The following is a 20,209-nucleotide window of genomic DNA, read 5'->3' as shown; positions in this document are numbered from 1 at the left end:
AAAGGCGGTTGCAGTCGTCGTCCTTTCCGGCGCGCGACGACAGCAACCGTCTGATCAACCGCTCCCTCACATCATGACCAATGCAAGCTTCCGAGGCCGCATGAAAAGCAGGATCAAGGCCCGCCTGCTAGCGTCGTCGACGTATTTTTTTCTGGCCGCGCTCAAGTACTACATCGGCAACAACTTCATTGCGCGCATGCCGATTGAAAGAGTCCGCAACTTCTACTATCGACGCGTGCTGGGTATCGTCATCGGCCAACGAACGCACGTCAGCATGCGGCAGTTCTTCACCGGGTACCACACACGCTGCAACGTGCGCATCGGCGACAACTGCGTGCTCAATCGTGAGATCTACCTGGACGGTCGCACGGGCATCGAGATCGGAAACAACGTCAACATCTCGTTCCAGTGCTGCCTTCTCAGCCTGCATCACGATCACAACCACCCGGGTTTCATGTCGATCGGCGGCGTCGTGACCATCCACGACCACGCATGGCTGGGCGCGCGCGCCATTATCCTGCCAGGCGTGACGATCGGCAAAGGCGCAGTCGTCGCGGCCGGCGCGGTCGTCACGAAAGACGTCCCGGATTTCACCGTGGTCGGTGGTGTGCCCGCAAAAATCATCGGTCAACGCAATCCCGACATTGCCTATCTGACCGACTTTTCTCCTTTCTTCGACACCGACGTGTTTGACGAATCCCGTGGCTAATATGCAGAAAAAGAGCATCCTCGTTTTTACGCTGTCCCCGCCGCTTCCTGCCAGCGCGGGGGGCCCGATCTACGTGATGAATACGCTCGCGCCGCTGGTCGACGAGTATGATTTCCATCTGTTCACCATCGGTGGAGACGAGGAAAAAAAGAAGATCGAGGAAAATCGTTCACTATATGAACGACATTTCAAATCGGTCCACGTGGAGCCGCGGGCTGCCATGCCTGCCGACATGGGTACGCCCGGACGAGCATGGCATTCACTGGTCCACTGCTTCCATGGCCTTCCGTTCATGGATGCGAGCTACTTCAGCCCTGCGGCAATTCGCAGTGCCCGCCGGATCGTCAAGGAAAAGAAGATCGACATGCTTGAGGTGCACAGCAGTCATCTGGCCTTTTTCCGCAAGTTCTTCCCGGCGTTGCCGGCCGTCCTGGTCAGTCACAACATCGAATCCGATCTCTTCCCGTTCTGGATTCCCGCGCAGCTGACAGGCTGGAAAAAAGCAGCGGTCGCGCGCATCGCCGAGATCAGCCGCCGCAACGCCCGACGCGTCGAAATCGACAACGTCTGGCGCTTCGACGCCATGACGTTCATTTCACGCGAAGACATGGAGCGCGTGAAGGCGCCCGTGGAGAAGCACTATTTGCCGCTGTGCTTCCCGATCAAGGACACCGACTACCGAGCGAAGCCGACCAACGAGGTCAACCTGCTCTGGATGGGTGGCTTCTGGTGGTATCCGAATGCGGAAGGTGTTGCGTGGTTTGTCCGCGACATTCTCCCACTGGTACGCGACAAGCTCGAGACGCACAACATCAAGCTCCATTTCACTGGAGGCAACCCGCCGGACGATCTCAAGGCGCTGCACGACGGACGACACATCTTCGTTCACGGCTTCGTGCCGTCGCTCGACCCGATTCTGGCGGATGCACATCTACTGTTTGTTCCCCTGCTTTCAGGCGGCGGCGTGCGCGTCAAGATTCTGGAAGCGATGAGCAACGGCATTCCCGTTCTCAGCACGGCAAAGGGCTGCGAGGGGCTGGGCGCCGTCAACCGTCGGGATATCGTCATTTGCGATACGGCGGCTGAATTTGCCGACTCGATCATCGAGCTCGCCCAGAATCGCGAGATGCTGGCGACGCTGTCCACGAACGCCCGTCAGCTCCTGAAGGACAAGTATGATCTCGATGCGTGCGTTCGCACCAAACGGGACCTCTACAATAGGCTGATGCATTCGCGGTAACCGAACGAATGCTGACCTCGCCGTGCCACCGTGGTGGCCGCGAGGCAAGTCAGCATCCGACCCCTGAGCCTACTGTGCGATCGTCTTTTTTCCGCCTGCGCTGAACACGTGAAAGCTAACTCGCTCCCTCTCATGCAAACTCGCGAGCCTGAACCTACAAGCCAAACGGAACAGCTGCTCGTCAACGTCGAGCACCTTTCCAAGTGCTTCCGTATCTACGACAAACCGGCGGACCGGCTGCGGCACTCGCTCGCGACTCGCATCAAGCTCCCTGGGAGCAATTCCCGGCAATACGGTCGCGATTTCTGGGCGCTGCACGACGTCTCTTTCCCCGTCCGGCGGGGCGAGACCATCGGAATCATTGGCAGAAACGGTTCCGGAAAGTCGACGTTGCTGCAAATCATTGCCGGCACGCTGTCGCCGAGCGACGGCTCGGTCACGGTCAACGGCCGGATCTCCGCACTGCTGGAACTCGGCGCCGGGTTCAATCCGGAATTCAGCGGCCGCGAGAACGTGATGCTGTCTGCACGGATCATGGGCATCACGTCGGAAGAAATCCGCGCGCGTTTTCACGAAATCGAAGCGTTCGCCGACATCGGCGAATTCATCGACCAGCCCGTCAAGACCTACTCGTCGGGCATGTACGTCCGGCTCGCATTCGCGGTAGCCATTCACGTCTCCCCCGATATCCTGGTGGTCGACGAGGCACTTGCGGTCGGCGATACCGCGTTTCAGACCAAATGCCTGACGCGGATCCGGAAGATGCAGAAGGAAGGCGTCACGATCCTGCTGGTAACACACTCCACCAACACCCTCGTCGAGTACTGCGACCGGGCCATCTACCTGAAGCGGGGCCGGCTGGTAAAGGACGGCCCGTGCCGCGACGTGGTCAAGCTCTATGCGAACGACCTCGTCGACGAAGAAGGCGGGAGCGCGATCGACATCGAGGTGCCGACACAGCACACCGACACCGATTCCCCCGCCAGCTCGGCGGTAAGCGATGCCATGACGGCCATGTCGGACCGGACGTCGATTCTCGACGTGAAGATCGAGGATGCGAACGGCAAGGAACGCACGACCTTCTCGTTCAATGAAGCGTTCCGCGTCGTCGTATCGATCAGCGTGTCCGAGCCGAACCCGAAGCCTTGCTTCGGACTTCAGATCAAAAGCATCGACGATATCGTGCTGTGGAGCGCGACCACCCAGCACATGAATATTGCGCTGCCGCCCCTGTCCGCCGGAACGTACCAGTTCACCTGGAAGATGCGCGCGAGCTTCTCCGGCAACCGCTATGTGCTGGCGGTCGGCGTAGGCGATATCGCCTCCGGCGAATACAAGCGGCACGCGCGCCTGCCCTATGGTGGCCACATCGACGTGCTTCCGGAAAACAACAGTGGATCGGGGTGGCTCGCGCCGTGTCCGGTATTCGAGTTCGAATGATGACGGAGAACGACACCATGCAAGCGCGCAGCATCAAGGTCGTCGCGGTCGGCTATTACGGCGCACCCAACGTCGGCGACGAATTGTTGCTGGGCCTGCTCGCTCGCCAGGTTCGGGAGCGCGGCGGCGAGCTCGTCGCACTGAGCATCAACCCCGAATATACGACGCATGCCCACGGCATCGCCGCCGTCGACTATTTCAATCTCGGTGCCGTCGGCCGCGCACTGTCCGACGCCGATCTGCTGGTATTCGGCGGTGGCGGCATCTTTCAGGATCATCATCCGTTCAACGTCGAGGCACTTTACGACCCGACCCAAAACGATATCGCGGGCTATGCGCGGATTTTTTACATGGCTCGGCAGTTCGGGGTCCGCACGGTCATCTGGGCACACGGCGTCGGACCGCTGGTCAACCCGGACAGCCGCGACATCACGCGCGACGTGTTCACGCATGTGGATCACGTTTCGCTGCGCGATACGGACTCCGAGGCGCTTCTGCACGATATCGGCGTAAGTCGGGACATTCCCGTCGGCGCCGATCCGGGCTGGGCATTCGTCAGCCGCCCGCCCGCCGAAGTCGACGTTTCCGGCACACTCGCCCCGTTGGGGACAAAGAAGAAGCTGGCGGTCATTGCCCGATCGTGGGAGTTCAACCGGAACTGGGAAGAAAAACTCGTCTCCGCGTTGAATGAAGCGCTGGACGACAGCTGGTCGATCGTGTGGCTCGGCTTCCAATGGAGCGTCGGCGACCACGAGCGCCTCACCGATCGATCCTTTCTCGAGCACCTCAAGCTCGCGGTGTCGCCCCATATCGAAAGTGTCATCATTGACGGGATCACGCCCGACGAGGCATTCGCGGTTATCGGCGAGTGCGACGCCGCGTTCTCGATGCGCCTGCACGGAAGCATCCTCGCACTCGGAAAATCGATCCCGGTCGCGGCACTGGAATATGACGTCAAGATGGCGCGTGCGCACGATATGGCGGGCCTTCCGGCATCGCTGCGCCTTCAACTGAACGACGACGCAGCAGACTTCACTGCCGCGGTGCGCAGGCTGACACACCCGGATGGCGCGCCCTGGATCATCGCGCAGGAAAAGCTCGATGCGCTAAACGCTTCGGCCTGCGTACATTCAACCGTCCTGGACCACGCTTTTGCGGCCGTTCGCGCCGCGTCGGACGGAGCCCCGCGCCGCTGGAGCAGCCAGCAGCTGGATTGGATGAGCACATGGCTCGAGCAGCTCGTCTGGCAAAAGAATGGCGCCGCTCGCATGAGCGAGAAGGCGCTCGACCTGCTGCGCTACCGCGATTCACAACTCGCCGAGAAAGACGCACGGGTCGGCCAGCTTGAGACGGAACTCGGGAAAACAGTGGATTTGCTGCATTTCCGCGACGCACAGCTTGCGCAACAGGAAGAACAGGTCGCCGAGCTTCAGAACCGATTGGAACTGGCGAACCATAAACTGCTCGCGGCGGAAGCGTTCGTCAAGCACGCGTCACAAGTGCATGCCGCGCAAACGACGACGCTCAAGGACTCCGCTCGAAAAGCGGCGGAGGAACAAGCTGATAAAATTTCAAGCCTCAAGGCAACGATCCGGCAATTCGAGCAGGGTCACGCCGAGTCCGAAGCACCCCCGCAACCCAATGTGGCCGCAGCCGCAATTCACTCCACTTCGGGATCCTCTATGCTTTTTCGCCGGTACATGTCCGCCCCTCTCACCTACATGAGCCGTGCCGCCTATATTCTGCGCAATGGCGGCGTACGCGCGCTCGTGTCTGCTGCACGACGCCATTACCGGTATCAGCAAGCACAGCAGCAGATCCAGCAGGCCGCCATCGAAGTGGCAAGCGGCACGCCGACTGCGGAAGATCAACGCCTCTCGTTCCGCGCAGCAGCCAAGCTGCAACGCGAAGAAATCATCGTCATCGCCGCTCACGCGTACGACTGGGCTGGTTCCGGGCATCGCTACGCACAACTGACCACGACGGCGCTCGCCGCGGGCCATCGCGTTGTCTATCTGGTCGCGCCTCCGGATACGGGATCGACGCCCGCGCCGCTCACGCCCCGCATTCCCGGATTGATTCACGAATATATCGATCCGACGAAGATCGAGGACATTTTCGGTCAGGTATCGGAAAGCGCGAAATTGATCATCGGCGTGCCCGACTCCCGGGTCACACCCTTTTTCGAGTTCGCGCGCAATCGCGGGCTCGAAACAATCCTCGACATCGCACAGGACTGGAGCCACGATGGCCAGGCCATGCGCATCCTCGAGTCAATCGCCGTCGATGCCGATCGATGCACCGTCGGCATGCCGGCACTTGCAGACACCATCCCGCAGCGTGCCCGGGAAAAAATCGAGCTGCTGCCCGGTGCCGCGGTTCATACGGTCTTCGACGTCTACAAGCAGTACAACCGTCCGGGCGACATGCCGTCCAAGCGCCGCAGCGTCGCACTGTTCTACTCGGTCGACGGACTCGACTCGGTGGATTACCAGTGGCTCAAGGAAACCGCGGAGCGCAACGTCAACGTCACGTTCTGCGTGATCGCCGACGGGCAACTGACGCCGGGCCTGCCGGATAACGTCGTCATGCTTGGCATGCGGCACACGAGCGAAGTGCCGGCCTACATCGCCCATGCGGATTTCATGTTCTTCCCGCTTGGCGCGCGGAGCCTGCGCAGCGCCGACTCCACCGCAGGTATTTATGCAGCGCTGCTTCAGCGCAAGCCGGTCGTGTGTTCGATGGAACTTGGCGTGACAGCCACCCCGCTGTTACACGTTCGCACGGACCTTGCGTCGTTCGCGGCGCAATGCGGCGCACTCGCTGCGGCAGAACCCGTCATACAAAACGACGACATCTTCGTTGCGGGCAACAGTTGGCTCAGCCGCGTCGAGCAGCTGTGCCCGCCGCAGCCCCGGCACGACGTCAGCGTCGTTATCCTGATTCACAACAACGCGGGCATCATCGCACGCTGCCTGCAAACCCTGCTCCAGCATGCTGCGCCGTACATAGCGGAAGTGATTGTCGTCGACAACGCAAGTTCCGATGGTGGTGCAGAACTCGTCGAGCGCGAATTTCCCAACGTCAGGCTGGTCCGCAACCCGGAGAATGGCTGCTCGTCGGGACGTAATCTCGGCGTTCAGCACAGCACGGGCAAGTACATCGTCTTCTTCGACAGCGATCAGTGGTTTGTGGGCGCGTCGGGTTTCGAGGAAGCGCTGCACGTCCTGGAAAACGACGCGAGCGTCGGTGTCATCGGATGGAATGCAGGCTGGTTCGACGCCACGCGCACCGATCTCGGCGGCATGATCGCCGACTATTGTCCGAATCGGGCGATGAACGCGGCGGCAATCCGCGACGGCTATCGTGCCGACATCGGCTTCCTCGGCACCAGCGGCTTCTTCATGCGTCGGCGCACGTTCGATGCGACGCAAGGATTCGATACCTTCTATGACCCGACCTGCTTTGAAGATACGGACCTGTGCTTCCAGGTCAAGGCACTCGGAATGAAGGTCACTTACCGGGATTTGTCCGGAATCCGCCATCAGCCCCATCAAACGACCGGCGCCGACAGCGGCAGCGAGGCCTATCGCAAGCTATTCCTTCGCAACGCGAACTACTTCAAGGAGAAGTGGCGCGATTACTCGCATTTCTATCTGGACTACATCGATTGATTCGTAGCGACAGCATGTCTAGAACCATACTGTGCGTCGTAGGTACGCGACCGGAGGCCATCAAGATGGCGCCGGTCATCCTGCGTTTGCGAGCAGATCCGGGATTCAAGGTGCACGTGCTCGCGACCGCGCAACACCGCGATCTGCTCGACCAGATCCTGACCTGTTTCGATATCAAACCGGATGTCGATCTCGACATCATGCGTCCGAATCAGGGGCTTGCCAGCCTGACGTCGCGTCTGCTTGACGGTATCGATGCCGTGCTCGTGGACAAGCGTCCCGATCTCGTACTGGGACAAGGCGACACCACGACGGTCATGGCCACGGCGCTTGCATGCTTCTATCGGCATATACCGTTCGGTCATATTGAAGCGGGCCTGCGTACCCGCGATCTCGGCAATCCGTTTCCTGAAGAGATGAACCGCGTTTTCGCGGGGCGCCTCGCAAGGCTGCATTTCGCGCCGACAGCGAGTTCGCGCGACAACCTCTTGCATGAAAACATCCCCAGCGACCAGATCTGGGTGACCGGAAACACCGTCATCGACGCGCTTCACACTGTCTTGCAGACACATCCGTCCTGCGGCGTCGATATCGACGACACGAAACGGCTGATTCTGGTCACCGCGCATCGCCGGGAGAATTTCGGCGCCCCGCTCGAACGGATCTGCCATGCCATTCGCCAGATTGTCGACGCCAACGACGACATCGAGGTGCTGTTTCCCGTACATCCCAATCCGCACGTCCAGCGTACGACGCGCGAACTGCTGTCGCACCACGCCCGGATCCGACTCTGCCCGCCGCTCGACTATGTGCCGTTCGTCGCCGCCATGCAGCGCTCGTACCTCATCCTCAGCGACTCGGGCGGCGTGCAGGAAGAAGCGCCAGCTCTGGGCAAACCGGTCCTGGTGTTGCGCGACGAGACCGAGCGCCCGGAAGCTGTCGAAGCCGGTGTCGTCAGGCTCGTCGGCACTCAAACCGATACGATCGTCAATGCGGTCCAACTGATGCTCGACAACGCCGACGAATACGGCAAGGTTGCACGCGGCGTCTCGCCCTACGGTGACGGAAAGGCAGCCCAGCGGATTTTCGACGTCATCCGGGAACAATGCGTGTGATCGAACAACTCGTCTATCTGTCGCCGGTGCCATGGAGCAGCTTTGCACAGCGACCTCACAAGTTCGTCGAGTGGTTTCATCAAGAAACCCATGGCCGTGTGCTCTGGATCGATCCGTATCCAACCCGCCTGCCCATGCTTCAAGACTTGCGCCGTCCATCCGGCGAAGGCAAGTCCGACGCGCATACCGCCGCGCCGCCTTGGCTCGACGTCGTCCGCATCCGCAGCCTTCCGCTTGAGCCACTGCCCCTCGGCACCGCAATCAATCGATTCGGATGGCGTGACATCACGCGTCGCGTCGTGCAATTCTGCGCCGAGCGCAACACGCTTCTCGCGGTCGGGAAGCCGTCCGGGCTCGCGCTCGACTTGTTACGAGCGGCTCGTCCCGCCCGGTCGCTCTACGACAGGATGGACGACTTCCCGTCGTTCTATCGAGGCGTTTCGCGCTCGGCGATGAAACGCACCGAACTCGCTGTCGCGCGCGAGGTCGACACGGTTTTCGTATCGTCGTCGGGCTTGCGCTCGAGCTGGAGCAGTATTCGGCCTGACGCCAGGCTGGTCCACAACGGGCTCGATCCAGCCGTCCTTCCGGCGTTCCGCGAAAAGACGTCGGATCATGCCGGGCCGCATGTACTGGGTTACTTGGGCACCATGGGGCCTTGGTTCGACTGGCAATGGCTCGCTGCGCTTGCGCAATGCCGCCCCGCGGACACGATTCGATTGATCGGGCCGTTATTCCATCCCCCGCAAATCGCGCTGCCCGAGAACGTGCAGATTCTTCCGCCGCTGAAACACGCCGCCGCTCTCGCCGCGATGTCGGACTTCGACGTCGGCCTGATTCCGTTCCTGCGCAACCCGCTCACGGACGGTGTCGATCCGATCAAGTATTACGAGTACAGAGCGCTCGGATTACCGGTCATCTCGACCCCCTTCGGAGAAATGGCAACACGGTGCGACGAACCCGGTACATTCCTCTCGAGCGGATCCGAGAACCTGTCTTCAATCGTTGTCGAGGCACTCGAATACCGGACGACGCACGACGAGGTATCGCGGATCCGGAGCGCAAACAGCTGGGCCGCCCGTTTCGCGGCAACTGGCATTCTCGGCTAGTGTTCTATCGTTCTATCCCCGCTCGATCGCGGTTCGCTTCGGCACGCAAGGCTGACAAGACGATAAAACTCGGTGACGGGATCCGCCGCTTGCTCGACTGCCCGTTACCCTGACGCGCCCGGTCAATACCTGGCGATGCAGGGGTCCGACCACCGGCGATCCCTTTCAGTCGGCCATGCAGAGGCCCAGCGCGTATTCCCAATCGGGCAGGTGCAAGCCGAACGTCTCGGCGAGTTTGCCGTGGGACAAGCGCGAATTCGCCGGGCGACGTGCGCGCACCGGAAACTCGCTCGCGGAAATCGGCACCACAGCGGGTGCGTCATCCCCCATCGCGATGCCGAGAATCGCCTTGGCGAAACCGTGCCAGGACGTCTCGCCGGCCGCACTCAGATGATAGGTTCCGGAGCGCGCCTGCCACCAGGCCTCATCATGGGCCGCCAGCCCTTTGGAGAGGATGTGCGCAGTCGCGGCTGCAATTGTTTTCGACCAGGTCGGCGCGCCGACCTGGTCGGCAACCACACGCAATTCGGGTCGCTCCGCGCCCAGCTTGAGCATCGTGCGCAAGAAATTCCTGCCACGTCGCCCGTATACCCAGCTGGTTCGCAAGGTCAGGTACGCGCACCCTGCGTTCTCGATCGCACGCTCGCCCTCAAGCTTGGTCATCCCATACACGTTCAGCGGATTCACTGCATCGGTCTCGGTATACGCGCCCGCCTTGGCTCCGTCGAACACGTAATCGGTCGAGTAGTGAATCAGCACCGCACCGCTGCGCGCAGCCTCTTCCGCCAGGACCCGCGGCACATCGGCATTTATGCGTCTTGCCGCATCGACGTCGTCCTCGGCATTGTCAACGGCCGTATAGGCAGCCGGATTCACGATGAAGGCCGGCTGCAACGCCCGCACGACAGCACGGATCCGGTCGAGATCAGACAGATCGAGCATCGAGCGGTCGCACTCCACCACACGGCCGAGCCCCTGCAGCGAGCGCAGCAGCTCAAAGCCTACCTGACCCGTGACACCGGTTACGAGGATCGTCGACTCGGAATTCATCACGACCTCACTCAAAAAGATCAGCGTCCATCAACCGCATGCCCGCGGCATCCTTGACGGCCAGCAGCGGCTCGCCATCCAGCGGCCACGCGATCCCGATGTCCGGATCGTTCCAGACAATGCTGCGCTCGTGCTCGGGAAACCAATAATCGGTCGTCTTGTAGAGAAACTGAGCAGACTCGGACACCACAAGGAAGCCATGCGCGAACCCCGGCGGAACCCAAAGCTGCCGATGGTTGTCGGCGGACAGCGTCACGCCGACCCACTTGCCGAAATTGGGCGAACTGCGGCGCACATCGACTGCGACGTCGAACACCTCGCCCTCAACCACGCGCACCAGCTTGCCCTGCGTGTGTTCGATCTGGTAGTGCAGCCCGCGCAGCACGCCTTTTGCGGATCGCGAGTGATTGTCCTGCACGAACTCGATACCCGGAGCGACGTGCTCCGCAAACTCGCGCGCGTTGAAGCTCTCGTAGAAATACCCGCGCGCGTCTCCGAATACCTTCGGCTCGATAAGCTTGACTTCGGGCAGTGCCGTTGACGTTACGTGGATTGCCATGCGACCTGATGGGTGAGTAGGTTCCGGAGATACAGCCCGTAGGCGTTCTTCGCGAGCGGCTGTGCCAGTTTCAGCACCTGCTCCGCGTCGATCCAGTTGCGGCGGTACGCGATCTCTTCGGGGCACGCAACCATGAGCCCCTGACGCTTCTGCAGCGTCGCGATGAACGTCGCCGCCTCGATCAAGGAATCGTGCGTACCCGTATCGAGCCACGCATAACCGCGCCCCATGAGCTCGACGTCGAGTTGGCCCGCCGCCAGGTAGCGCGAATTGACATCGGTGATCTCGAGCTCGCCGCGCGCCGACGGCTTGATGTCGGCTGCAATGTCGCAAACCTGCCTGTCGTAGAAATACAGCCCCGTGACCGCATAGCTCGAACGCGGCTTTGCCGGCTTCTCTTCAATCGATATCGCGCGGAATTCGCGGTCGAACTCGACCACGCCATACCGCTCGGGGTCCTGAACGTGATACGCAAATACGGTCGCGCCCGTATCCTTCGCGCTGGCCCGCTCGAGCTGCTTCGCGAGATCGTGCCCGTAGAAAATGTTGTCGCCGAGGATGAGCGCCGACGGCTCGTTGCCAACGAAGTCCCGGCCGATGACGAACGCTTGCGCGAGCCCGTCCGGCGACGGCTGCGTCGCATACCGGATATTCATCCCCCACTGGCTGCCGTCGCCGAGCATCGACTCGAAGCGCGGAGTGTCCTGCGGTGTCGAGATGATCAGCACGTCCCGGATGCCTGCAATCATCAGCGTCGACAGCGGATAGTAGATCATCGGCTTGTCGTACACCGGCAGCAGCTGCTTCGATACTGCATGCGTGATCGGATAGAGCCGTGTGCCTGAACCGCCGGCGAGAATGATGCCCTTGCGTGCCATCGTCTCTCCTGTCAAACGCGTGCTGCGTAATTGGTCTCGACCCACTTGCGGTATTCGCCCGAAGCCACCTCGTCCGACCACGCCTGGTTGTCGAGATACCAGGAGACCGTCTTCGCGAGGCCGGTTGCGAACGTCTCGGCCGGCTTCCAGCCGAGTTCGCGCTCGAGCTTGCGCGCATCGATCGCGTAACGGCGATCGTGCCCCGGACGATCCTTCACGTACGTAATCTGGTCGCGATACGTGCCTTGTGCCCTGGGTCGGGCATCGTCGAGCAGATCGCACAGCGTATGCACGACGTCGAGGTTCGTCATTTCGTTCCAGCCGCCGACGTTGTAGGTCTCGCCCGGCGTGCCGCGTGCGAGCACTTCGCGAATCGCGCTGCAGTGATCGCCGACATACAGCCAGTCGCGCACGTTCTGGCCATCGCCGTAGACCGGCAACGGCTTGCCCGCGAGTGCATTCGCAATCATCAGCGGAATCAGCTTTTCGGGGAACTGGTACGGGCCGTAGTTGTTCGAGCAGTTGGTCGTGAGCGTCGGCAGGCCATACGTATGGTGATACGCACGCACCAGGTGATCGGAGCCCGCCTTCGTCGCCGAGTACGGGCTGTTGGGCGCGTACGGTGTCGTTTCAGAGAACTGCGGATCCGTCGCGGACAGCGAACCGAACACTTCGTCGGTCGACACGTGCAGGAACCGGAAGCCGGCCTGCTCCGCGTCGGGTAACGCGCTCCAGTACTGGCGCGCGGCCTCGAGCAGCGTGAAGGTGCCGACGACGTTGGTCTGAACGAACTCGGCCGGACCGTGAATCGAGCGATCGACGTGACTTTCCGCCGCGAAATGCAGGATCGCGCGCGGCCGGTGCTCGGCCAACAGCGCGTCGAGTGCCGCGCGGTCGCAGATGTCCACGCGGGCGAATACGTGCTTCGGGCTTCCGTTCAGCGATTGCAGCGTGCGAAGGTTGCCTGCATAGGTCAATTTATCGACATTGAGCACGGCCTCGTCGGATTGACTAAGCCAGTCGATTACGAAATTGGCGCCGATAAAACCCGCGCCGCCCGTCACCAGAATCATGAGGCTCCCTCTAGTCATGCATGGCGTGCCTCAAGCGCGAGCCGCCACGAACTCCGGACGCGACGATGACGTGCACGTCCCCCCAAGGCGGGCATTCTAACTGCTGACCGTAACCCTCAAAACCATGAAATGCTAATTTTGTTGAGGGGCCACCAATTATAAGAAGCGGGTTGGGTCAAAATCCACGTCGCTAACAACTTGAAACAGCGCCCCGGACCCTCCCCCGAAAAAATATTCATTCAAATCAATACGTTAAAATTCCCCGAATACGCTCGCAGTTGAGTTGCAGCGATCGCATCCTTTTTCGACCCGCGTCAGGATTTGTAACAACCTACCTCTCATGACCCGCACCCCCATCGCAATCGGCGACATCCAGGGCTGTCATTCCGCTCTCCAGTCGCTGCTCGACAAGCTGTCCCCGCCTGCCGACACCCCGCTCTGGATCGCCGGCGACGTCGTCAATCGCGGCCCCGGCTCCCTCGCCGCGCTGCGTGCGCTCGTCGACCTCGGCCCGCGCGCGACCGTCGTGCTCGGCAATCACGACCTCCACCTGCTTGCGGTCTCCGCCGGCCTGCGCACCGAGCGCCCGGGCGACACGATTGGCGAAATCCTCGACGACCCCGACGCCGACGCGCTGCTCGACTGGGTCCGCCATCGCCCGTTCGTGCATGCGGAAAACGGAATGCTGCTCGTGCACGCGGGCGTGCTGCCGCAGTGGGACACCACGCTGGTGCTCGAACTCGCCGACGAACTCCAGCGCGCGCTGCGCGCGCCCGACTGGCGCGACACGCTGCAGCAGCTGTACGGCAACGAGCCGAATCGATGGAGCCCGGATCTGAAGAAACGCGACCGGATGCGCGTCGCGTTCAACGCATTCACGCGCGTGCGCTTCTGCACGCCCGACGGCGCGATGGAATTCAAGGCGAACGGCGGCCCCGACAGCGCGCCGCCCGGCTACCTGCCGTGGTTCGACGTACCGGGGCGCCGCACGGAGGACGTCACGGTCGTGTTCGGGCACTGGGCCGCGCTCGGCCTGATGCTGCGAGAGAACCTCGTCGCGCTCGATTCGGGATGTGTGTGGGGTAACCAGCTGTCGGCCGTGCGGCTGACGGCCGATCCGGCGCAGCGCACGGTCACGCAGGTGCAGTGCGAAGCGTGCCGCTCGCCGGGCGGAGAGTGACGAGAGACTGATTCGCGGGGCCGGAGGTGGGTCGGCCCCAACGCGTCAGCCCTCTCGCCCCGGCACGGGTGCGTCGGCCGCCTCGTTGCGCGCCGCACCGGTGCCGACCTCGGTCGCCGGATACGCATGCTTCGCCAGTTCCGCGAGCGACTCGGCCGACGGCTTGCCGACCTTCTCCTGCAGCGTCGCGAGCGCGGCCGCGATCGCATCGCGCGCCGCGGCGGACGTCGCCCGCCGGTCGCCGCCCGGCGCGATCGGCTCGCACACGTAAAGATGCGCGACGATCGGGCCACCGCGCAACACCATGTCGAGCGACTTGCCGAGCGCCAGCTCGCCCGTGTAGGCCGGCGCGACCGACTGCCGCCGCTGCGCGTCCTCGTACATCAGGCAGATCGGCTGCACCGCGCAGCCCGCCGATACCGCGGCCTGGAACAGGTTCGCATGAAACGGCAGCAGCTCCTGCCCGTCGGTCGTCGTGCCTTCCGGAAACACGCACATCAGCCCGCCGTTGCGCAGGCGCTCGGCCATTTCGTGCATGACCCGCATCGCCTCGGTGCGCTTCTCGCGCTGCAGGAACACCGTGTCGAGCTTCTCGGCGAGCCAGCCGACGACCGGCCATTGCCGCACCTCGGCCTTCGACACGAACGGCGTCGGCCGCCACGCGTTGATCGTGTAGATGTCGAGCCAGGACACGTGATTGCCGACCACGAGCGCGCTCGCGTCAAGCCGCGCGCCGTCGTTGTGGACGACGAGGCGCATCCCGCAGATCCGCAGCAGCTTGAGCGACCAGCGGCGCGTCATCTCGGCACGCCGCGCGGGCGTGACGTGCGAAAAACGCAGCGCGACGATCGCCATGCCGCGCAACAGGTGAAAGACGAGACGCAGCTTGCGAAGGGCAATCATGGCGAAGGTCCGGCGTGGTTCAGGGGCGCTCGAACGCGATCTGTCCGGCGACGAGCGTCGTGCGCACGCAGGCGGGCAGTTCGTAGCCGAGGAACGGCGAGTTGTGGCCCTGGCTCTTCAGCGCACGCGGCTCGACGCGCCAGTGCGCGCGCGGGTCGAACACGCACAGGTCGGCCGCGCCGCCTTCGGCGAGGCGGCCGGCCGGCAGCTGCAGCACGTCGGCCGGCGCGGACGTGATGCGGCGCAGCGCCTGCGCGAGCGGCGTACGCGTTTCATCCGCCCACTTCAGCGTCAGCGACAGCAGCAGCTCGAGCCCCGTCGCGCCCGGCGTCGCTTCGCCGAACGGCAGCAGCTTCTCGTCGTCGTCGACCGGCGTGTGGTCGGAGCAGATCGCGTCGATCGTCCCGTCGGCGAGCGCCACGCGAATCGCTTCGCGATCGCGCTCGCTGCGCAGCGGCGGATCGAGCCGGAACTGCGAATCGAAGTAGCCGATGTCGACATCGATCAGGTGCACGTGATTCACGCCGACGTCGCACGTCACGGGCAGCCCCTCGGCTTTCGCCGCGCGCACGAGTGCGAGGCCGGCCGCCGACGACAGCCGCGCGAGGTGCACGCGTGCGCCCGTCACGCGCATCAGTTCGAAGATCGTGTGCAGCGCGATCGTCTCGGCCGCGACCGGCACGCCGGACAGCCCGAGCCGCGACGCAAGCGCGCCGCTCGCGGCAACGCCGCCACGGCCGATGAATGCGTCCTGCGGGCGCAGCCACGTCGTGTAGCCGTAGGTGCTCGCGTACTGCAGCGCACGCAGCAGCACCTGCGTGTCGCGCACCGGCACGTTGGCATGCGTGAAGCCGACGCAGCCGGACTCGGTCAGCGCGACCATCTCGGTGATCACTTCACCCTTGAGGCCGACCGTCAGTGCGCCGAGCGGATGCACGTTCGCCTGGTGGAGGTTGCGTGCGCGGAACTTGAGCATCTCGACGAGGCCCGGCTCGTCGAGCACGGGGTCGGTATCCGGCGGGCAGACGAGGGTCGTGACGCCGCCCGCGACGGCCGCGGCCATCTCGGACGCGAGCGTCGCCTTGTGCTCGTAGCCCGGCTCGCGCAGCCGCGCGCACAGGTCGACGAGGCCGGGCGCGACGATCAGGCCCGATGCGTCGATGGTCTTCTCGGCGTTGAAACCGGCCGGCGCGGTGGTGCCAGCGTCGGCAATCGCGGCGACCTTGCCGTCCGCGACGAAAACGTCGGCCTGCCGGTCGGTGCCGGCGACCGGGTCGATCAGCGTGCCGCCTTTGATATGAATCTTCATGCGCTGTCTGTGAATGCGTTGATTGCGTTGAGTGCCTGGATCAGGATGTGCGAAAGCGGGCTCAGTCGCTGTTGCCGGCGACGATGCCCATCACCGCCATCCGCACGGCGATGCCGAACGTGACCTGGTTGAGGATCACCGACTGCGGGCCGTCGGCGACCTGCGAGTCGATCTCGACGCCGCGGTTCATCGGGCCGGGGTGCATCACGATCGCGTCGGGCGCGGCGAGCGCGAGGCGCTCGGGCGTCAGGCCCCAGGTCTTGAAGTACTCCTGCGCCGACGGCAGCAGCGCGCCGCTCATCCGCTCGTTCTGCAGGCGCAGCATGATGATCACGTCGACGCCCTTCAGCCCTTCGTCGAGGTTGTGGAACACCTTCACGCCCATCTGCTCGAGGCCGCCCGGCAGCAGCGTGCGCGGGCCGATCGCGCGCACTTCCGGCACGCCGAGCGTGGTGAGCGCGTGGATGTCGGAGCGGGCGACGCGCGAATGCAGGATGTCGCCGACGATCGCCACGCGCAGCTTCGTGAAGTCGCGCTTGTAGTGACGGATCGTGTACATGTCGAGCAGGCCCTGCGTCGGGTGCGCATGACGGCCGTCGCCCGCGTTGATCACGTGCACGTGCGGTGCGCAGTGCTCGGCGATCAGGTACGGCGCGCCGCTCGACGCGTGACGGACGACGAACAGGTCGGCATGCATCGCCGACAGGTTGTTGATCGTGTCGAGCAGCGATTCGCCCTTGCTCGTCGACGACGCATTGATGTTCAGGTTCAGCACGTCGGCCGACAGGCGCGTCGCGGCGATCTCGAAGGTCGTGCGGGTACGCGTCGAGTTCTCGAAGAACAGGTTGAACACGGACTTGCCGCGCAGCAGCGGCACCTTCTTCACTTCACGGTCCGTCACGCTGACGAACTGCTCGGCCGTATCGAGGATGTGATTGACGATCGAGCGCGGCAGGCCCTCGATCGACAGCAGGTGCTTCAGCTCGCCGTTTTTCGTGAGCTGCGGATTGCCCTTCAGGAAGCCGTAGCGGAACCGGTCGGGGCTCGCGGCCGCAGCGGGATTGCCGGTGCGGCCAGTGGTGTCGGTGGTCATGGTGTGCGTGATTCCAACTATGCAAACGGGCCGCGGTGCAAACCAGCGGCCCGGGATACGGTTCGCGTGCCGTTCAGGCGCCGTGCGCCTCGACGCGCAGCGTGAACTGCGCGTCGTCGCGCGCGAGCACGAGCGTCGCGCCGGCCGGCACGTCCAGCGTGCCGCCCGCGAAGCGCGCGGCGACCGGCAGCTCGCGGCCGCCGCGATCGGCGAGCACCGCGAGCTCGACCGCGGCCGGACGGCCGTAGTCGAACAGCTCGTTGAGCGCCGCGCGCACGGTGCGCCCGGTATACAACACGTCGTCGACGAGCACGATGCGCGCGCCGTCGATTTCGAACGGCAGCGACGTCGGGCTGGCCTGGCTGTGCAGCCCCTTTTTCGCGTAATCGTCGCGGTGCAGCGCGACGTTCACGACGCCGAACGCCGGCGCGCCGAGATCGCGCGCGAGGCGCTCGGCGAGCCATGCGCCGCCGCTGTGAATGCCGGCGAGCCGAGGGCCGCCCGGTTCGGCGAAAGCCGTGCCGTACGCGGCGCGGATCTGGTCGAGCAGGACGCGGTAAAGCGCCTCGGCGTCAATGGTGCTCATGGTCGGACAATTGATCGAGATACTGTTGAAGGATGACGCGCGCGGCTTCGGCATCGAGCATCTCGGCCCGGGCACGGCCGCGCACGTTGCGCTCGCGCAGCCCGGCCTCGGCCTCGACCGACGAATAACGCTCGTCGACCCAGGTGACGGGCAGCCCGAAGCGGCCGTTCAGCTGGTTGCCGAAGCGCTTCGCCTGCTGCGTCATGTCGTGCGGCGTGCCGTCCGGATGCATCGGCAGGCCGACGACGAGCGCGTCCGGCCGCCATTCGGCCAGCAGGTCGCCGACCGCCTTGAAGCGGTGTTCGCGGTTCAGGTTCTGGATCACGACGAGCGCACGGGCCGAGCGCGTCAGCGCATTGCCGATCGCGACGCCGATACGTTTTTCGCCGTAGTCGAACGCGAGCAGCGTCGCATCGCGCGCGCTCGCGCCACTCATGCGTGCCCTGCTTCGCCGGACAGCATCGACGAACTGACGCCGAGCAGGCCGAGCGCGGCTTCGAAGCGCTCTTCGGCCGGCGTGTCGAACACGATGCGCGGATCGGCGGCCACGGTCAGCCAGCCGTTGCGGGAAATTTCTTCCTCGAGCTGCCCGGCCCCCCAGCCCGCATGCCCGAGCGTCAGCAGGAAGCGTTTCGGGCCGTTGCCCGTCGCGACCGCCTCGAGCACGTCCTTCGACGTGGTCATCTCCAGCCCGCCCTCGACGGACATCGACGAGTTGTAGCTCGCGCCCTCCACCGGTTCATGCAGCACGAAACCGCGCTCGGTCTGGACCGGGCCGCCGAAATACACCGGGATGTGCAGCAGCGGCTCGATGTCGAGCTTCAGGTCGATGCGGTTGAACAGCGATTCGAGGTCGATGTCGGTAGGACGATTGATGACGAGGCCGAGCGCACCGCGCTCGCTGTGATCGCAAAGATAGACCACCGTTCCTGAAAACGTCGGATCCGCCATGTTCGGCATGGCGATCAGGAACTGGTTGGTGAGATTGATGCGATCGGAAGGCTTTGACATGGTTTGAATTTTAGCAAAGACGCCGCGGCCTGACCGGGCCGCGATCAACAAGCAACGCCGCGCCGCGCTGGCAACGGCGCGCGCGGATCACACGGCACTCTAACACGCGCGCGGGCGCTGTCGGCAGCGTGTTGCAGGCCCGCGCGGCAAGGGCCGCCGCCGCGTGTTCGTCCCCTTGCTCGCCCCCCTGTTCGTCAGGCCCGGCCGAGCGCCGCGCCGAGCGCGCCGGACGCCGCGGTGAGGTCCGGCGGCGCCACGCCGGCGGCGATCTTCAGCAGCGCCGCGCGAAGCATGTCGGACGCGTGGCCGTGCGCATCGAGGCCGCCGTCGGCGAGCGGCACGCCGTGCGCCGCACGCCGCCACGCCAGGCCCAGCGTGTCGGCCAGGAGCGCCGCATGGCCGAGCCCGAGCGCGCATGCGGCCGTACCGACCCGGTAGGCAGCGCCGGACGCGTGCCATGCGGCCCCCGCGTCGGCCGCGGCCGGATCGGCAGCGAGGTCGGCCATGGACGCATCGGCCGTCTGCAGGAAATCCTCATAGGCATGCGCATTGACCGTCACGACGCCAAGCGCGCGGGTCGGCGCGGCGGCAACCGCATCGTGCTCGGCCCGGGCGGCATCGGCCTCCCACAGCGCCTCCGATGCGGGCGTACCGGCGACGTGCCAGTCGACCGTCAGCCCGTAGTCGTGCAGTACGTCGACGAGTGCGACATCCTCGGCTGCGGCGCCGAACAGCGCGAAATCGCGCCACAGCAGCGCCACCGTCTCGCGCACGAGTTCCGGCGGCGCACTGCGCCGGCCCTGCGCGTGCTCGCCGAGCAGCAAATTCGTCCGCGCGAGAAAGCGCTTCAGCTCCGGCGCGCCGCTGGCGCGCAGCGCGCGCACGCACGCGGCCGCGAGCCGCCAGAAATCGTAGGGATCGTCGCTCGCCAGCACGGCCAGCATCGCGTCGAGTTCGGCGAGTGCCGCATCAGGCGCGCCGTGTCCCGCGCGCAGCACGCCAAGCAGCGCCTGTTCGTAGCGGGCACGAATCCGGGTCGCAAACGCATCGGGCAACGCGCGCAGCGTGGCCGGCGGCACCGCACGGCCGACGAGCGCGAGCGCGTCGAGCGGCGCGCTCGCGCGCAGGTCGGCGGCGCTTTGCGCGCGCAAGGCACGGAAATGCTCGAAGAGAACGGGCGAGCAGGCGAGCTCGCGCAGGTTGTGGCGGCCGACGGCCGCGCGGAAATCGCGCAGCGCGGCCCGCCAGCCGGCCGAAGTCGGCTCGACGGAGACGAGCGG

At 64.3% G+C, this 20,209-nt stretch carries 18 protein-coding genes; 7 read left to right on the top strand and 11 right to left on the bottom strand.

All coding sequences use genetic code 11. The features are described 5' to 3' along the window. The first annotated feature begins 100 nt into the window (after positions 1–100). The 6 genes from ABY44_RS30870 (at position 101) to ABY44_RS30845 (ending at position 9,287) form a co-directional block, all read left to right on the top strand. Positions 101–709, top strand: coding sequence for an acyltransferase (locus tag ABY44_RS30870; RefSeq protein ID WP_027788186.1), 609 nt, complete (start codon positions 101–103; stop codon positions 707–709). 1 nt (position 710) lies between these two features. After that, complete coding sequence (locus ABY44_RS30865; protein WP_059695957.1) at positions 711–1,949, top strand: glycosyltransferase family 4 protein; 1,239 nt, start codon at positions 711–713, stop codon at positions 1,947–1,949. 132 nt (positions 1,950–2,081) lie between these two features. Beyond that, positions 2,082–3,389 carry an ABC transporter ATP-binding protein gene (locus ABY44_RS30860; protein WP_059695960.1) on the top strand — a complete coding sequence of 436 codons (1,308 nt, stop codon included), beginning with the start codon at positions 2,082–2,084 and terminating at the stop codon, positions 3,387–3,389. Beyond that, positions 3,386–7,063, top strand: a complete 3,678-nt coding sequence (locus tag ABY44_RS30855; RefSeq protein ID WP_431643080.1) for a polysaccharide pyruvyl transferase family protein — start codon at positions 3,386–3,388, stop codon at positions 7,061–7,063. The genes ABY44_RS30860 and ABY44_RS30855 overlap by 4 nt, the downstream gene beginning before the upstream one ends. A gap of 14 nt (positions 7,064–7,077) precedes the next feature. After that, positions 7,078–8,178 carry a non-hydrolyzing UDP-N-acetylglucosamine 2-epimerase gene (wecB, locus tag ABY44_RS30850; RefSeq protein ID WP_431643078.1) on the top strand — a complete coding sequence of 367 codons (1,101 nt, stop codon included), beginning with the start codon at positions 7,078–7,080 and terminating at the stop codon, positions 8,176–8,178. Further along, a complete protein-coding gene (locus tag ABY44_RS30845) occupies positions 8,169–9,287 on the top strand; it encodes a glycosyl transferase (RefSeq protein WP_027788191.1) in 1,119 nt (372 codons plus the stop codon). The genes wecB and ABY44_RS30845 overlap by 10 nt, the downstream gene beginning before the upstream one ends. Positions 9,288–9,452: 165 nt before the next feature. On the opposite strand, the gene rfbD is transcribed toward ABY44_RS30845, so the two are convergent. The 4 genes from rfbD to rfbB are packed head-to-tail and all read right to left on the bottom strand — an operon-like array spanning position 9,453 to position 12,847. Then, on the bottom strand, positions 9,453–10,337 hold the full coding sequence (gene rfbD / locus ABY44_RS30840) for a dTDP-4-dehydrorhamnose reductase (protein ID WP_027788192.1): 885 nt from the start codon (positions 10,335–10,337) through the stop codon (positions 9,453–9,455). A 7-nt stretch (positions 10,338–10,344) separates the two neighbouring features. Beyond that, entirely contained in the window at positions 10,345–10,896 is a 552-nt protein-coding gene (gene rfbC / locus ABY44_RS30835) for a dTDP-4-dehydrorhamnose 3,5-epimerase (protein WP_027788193.1), read from the bottom strand. Further along, the gene (gene rfbA / locus ABY44_RS30830; protein ID WP_027788194.1) at positions 10,881–11,774 is read right to left on the bottom strand and encodes a glucose-1-phosphate thymidylyltransferase RfbA; all 894 of its coding nucleotides are present in this window, start codon (positions 11,772–11,774) and stop codon (positions 10,881–10,883) included. The genes rfbC and rfbA overlap by 16 nt, the downstream gene beginning before the upstream one ends. Positions 11,775–11,785: 11 nt before the next feature. Beyond that, a complete protein-coding gene (gene rfbB, locus ABY44_RS30825; protein ID WP_060206475.1) occupies positions 11,786–12,847 on the bottom strand; it encodes a dTDP-glucose 4,6-dehydratase in 1,062 nt (353 codons plus the stop codon). A 340-nt stretch (positions 12,848–13,187) separates the two neighbouring features. Between rfbB and ABY44_RS30820 the strand changes: the two genes are divergently transcribed. Further along, complete coding sequence (locus tag ABY44_RS30820; protein WP_060084000.1) at positions 13,188–14,027, top strand: symmetrical bis(5'-nucleosyl)-tetraphosphatase; 840 nt, start codon at positions 13,188–13,190, stop codon at positions 14,025–14,027. A 45-nt stretch (positions 14,028–14,072) separates the two neighbouring features. Here the strand turns inward: ABY44_RS30820 and ABY44_RS30815 are convergent, their stop codons facing one another. From ABY44_RS30815 to ABY44_RS30785, 7 genes are all read right to left on the bottom strand, one after another. Then, positions 14,073–14,930, bottom strand: a complete 858-nt coding sequence (locus ABY44_RS30815; protein ID WP_059695972.1) for a lysophospholipid acyltransferase family protein — start codon at positions 14,928–14,930, stop codon at positions 14,073–14,075. A gap of 19 nt (positions 14,931–14,949) precedes the next feature. After that, a complete protein-coding gene (locus tag ABY44_RS30810) occupies positions 14,950–16,239 on the bottom strand; it encodes a dihydroorotase (RefSeq protein ID WP_431643077.1) in 1,290 nt (429 codons plus the stop codon). 61 nt (positions 16,240–16,300) lie between these two features. Further along, positions 16,301–17,332 (bottom strand): aspartate carbamoyltransferase catalytic subunit, encoded by a 1,032-nt coding sequence (locus ABY44_RS30805; protein WP_006476735.1) that lies wholly within the window; start codon positions 17,330–17,332, stop codon positions 16,301–16,303. Between the two features lie 73 nt (positions 17,333–17,405). Continuing rightward, positions 17,406–17,918: a bifunctional pyr operon transcriptional regulator/uracil phosphoribosyltransferase PyrR gene (gene pyrR / locus ABY44_RS30800; protein ID WP_059695976.1), complete on the bottom strand. Its 513-nt coding sequence runs from the start codon at positions 17,916–17,918 to the stop codon at positions 17,406–17,408. Continuing rightward, the gene (ruvX, locus tag ABY44_RS30795; RefSeq protein WP_027788201.1) at positions 17,905–18,354 is read right to left on the bottom strand and encodes a Holliday junction resolvase RuvX; all 450 of its coding nucleotides are present in this window, start codon (positions 18,352–18,354) and stop codon (positions 17,905–17,907) included. Before ruvX ends, pyrR begins: the two co-directional genes overlap by 14 nt. Continuing rightward, positions 18,351–18,929: a YqgE/AlgH family protein gene (locus ABY44_RS30790; protein WP_027788202.1), complete on the bottom strand. Its 579-nt coding sequence runs from the start codon at positions 18,927–18,929 to the stop codon at positions 18,351–18,353. The genes ruvX and ABY44_RS30790 overlap by 4 nt, the downstream gene beginning before the upstream one ends. A 194-nt stretch (positions 18,930–19,123) precedes the next feature. Further along, positions 19,124–20,209 (bottom strand): hypothetical protein (locus ABY44_RS30785; protein ID WP_431643074.1); only part of this gene is annotated, 1,086 nt, incomplete at its 5' end.

It is taken from the genome of Burkholderia sp. ZZQ-2 (assembly GCF_050768715.1).
GTDB classification, from domain to species: Bacteria; Pseudomonadota; Gammaproteobacteria; order Burkholderiales; family Burkholderiaceae; genus Burkholderia; species Burkholderia cepacia.
The sequence above is the reverse complement of the archived record's forward strand: the minus strand, read 5'-3'. Positions and strand labels throughout refer to the sequence as shown.

Bases quoted from the DNA above. Each gene is read 5' to 3' on its own strand.
- ABY44_RS30810 (WP_431643077.1), bottom strand. From the start codon at position 16,239: ATGAAGATTCATATCAAAGGCGGCACGCTGATCGACCCGGTCGCCGGC.
- ABY44_RS30805 (WP_006476735.1), bottom strand. From the start codon at position 17,332: ATGACCACCGACACCACTGGCCGCACCGGCAATCCCGCTGCGGCCGCG.
- rfbC (WP_027788193.1), bottom strand. From the start codon at position 10,896: ATGGCAATCCACGTAACGTCAACGGCACTGCCCGAAGTCAAGCTTATC.
- ABY44_RS30855 (WP_431643080.1), top strand. From the start codon at position 3,386: ATGATGACGGAGAACGACACCATGCAAGCGCGCAGCATCAAGGTCGTC.
- rfbA (WP_027788194.1), bottom strand. From the start codon at position 11,774: ATGGCACGCAAGGGCATCATTCTCGCCGGCGGTTCAGGCACACGGCTC.
- ABY44_RS30865 (WP_059695957.1), top strand. From the start codon at position 711: ATGCAGAAAAAGAGCATCCTCGTTTTTACGCTGTCCCCGCCGCTTCCT.
- ABY44_RS30870 (WP_027788186.1), top strand. From the start codon at position 101: ATGAAAAGCAGGATCAAGGCCCGCCTGCTAGCGTCGTCGACGTATTTT.
- ABY44_RS30860 (WP_059695960.1), top strand. From the start codon at position 2,082: ATGCAAACTCGCGAGCCTGAACCTACAAGCCAAACGGAACAGCTGCTC.
- ABY44_RS30845 (WP_027788191.1), top strand. From the start codon at position 8,169: ATGCGTGTGATCGAACAACTCGTCTATCTGTCGCCGGTGCCATGGAGC.
- wecB (WP_431643078.1), top strand. From the start codon at position 7,078: ATGTCTAGAACCATACTGTGCGTCGTAGGTACGCGACCGGAGGCCATC.
- rfbD (WP_027788192.1), bottom strand. From the start codon at position 10,337: ATGAATTCCGAGTCGACGATCCTCGTAACCGGTGTCACGGGTCAGGTA.
- ABY44_RS30820 (WP_060084000.1), top strand. From the start codon at position 13,188: ATGACCCGCACCCCCATCGCAATCGGCGACATCCAGGGCTGTCATTCC.
- rfbB (WP_060206475.1), bottom strand. From the start codon at position 12,847: ATGATTCTGGTGACGGGCGGCGCGGGTTTTATCGGCGCCAATTTCGTA.
- ABY44_RS30790 (WP_027788202.1), bottom strand. From the start codon at position 18,929: ATGTCAAAGCCTTCCGATCGCATCAATCTCACCAACCAGTTCCTGATC.
- pyrR (WP_059695976.1), bottom strand. From the start codon at position 17,918: ATGAGCACCATTGACGCCGAGGCGCTTTACCGCGTCCTGCTCGACCAG.
- ABY44_RS30815 (WP_059695972.1), bottom strand. From the start codon at position 14,930: ATGATTGCCCTTCGCAAGCTGCGTCTCGTCTTTCACCTGTTGCGCGGC.
- ruvX (WP_027788201.1), bottom strand. From the start codon at position 18,354: ATGAGTGGCGCGAGCGCGCGCGATGCGACGCTGCTCGCGTTCGACTAC.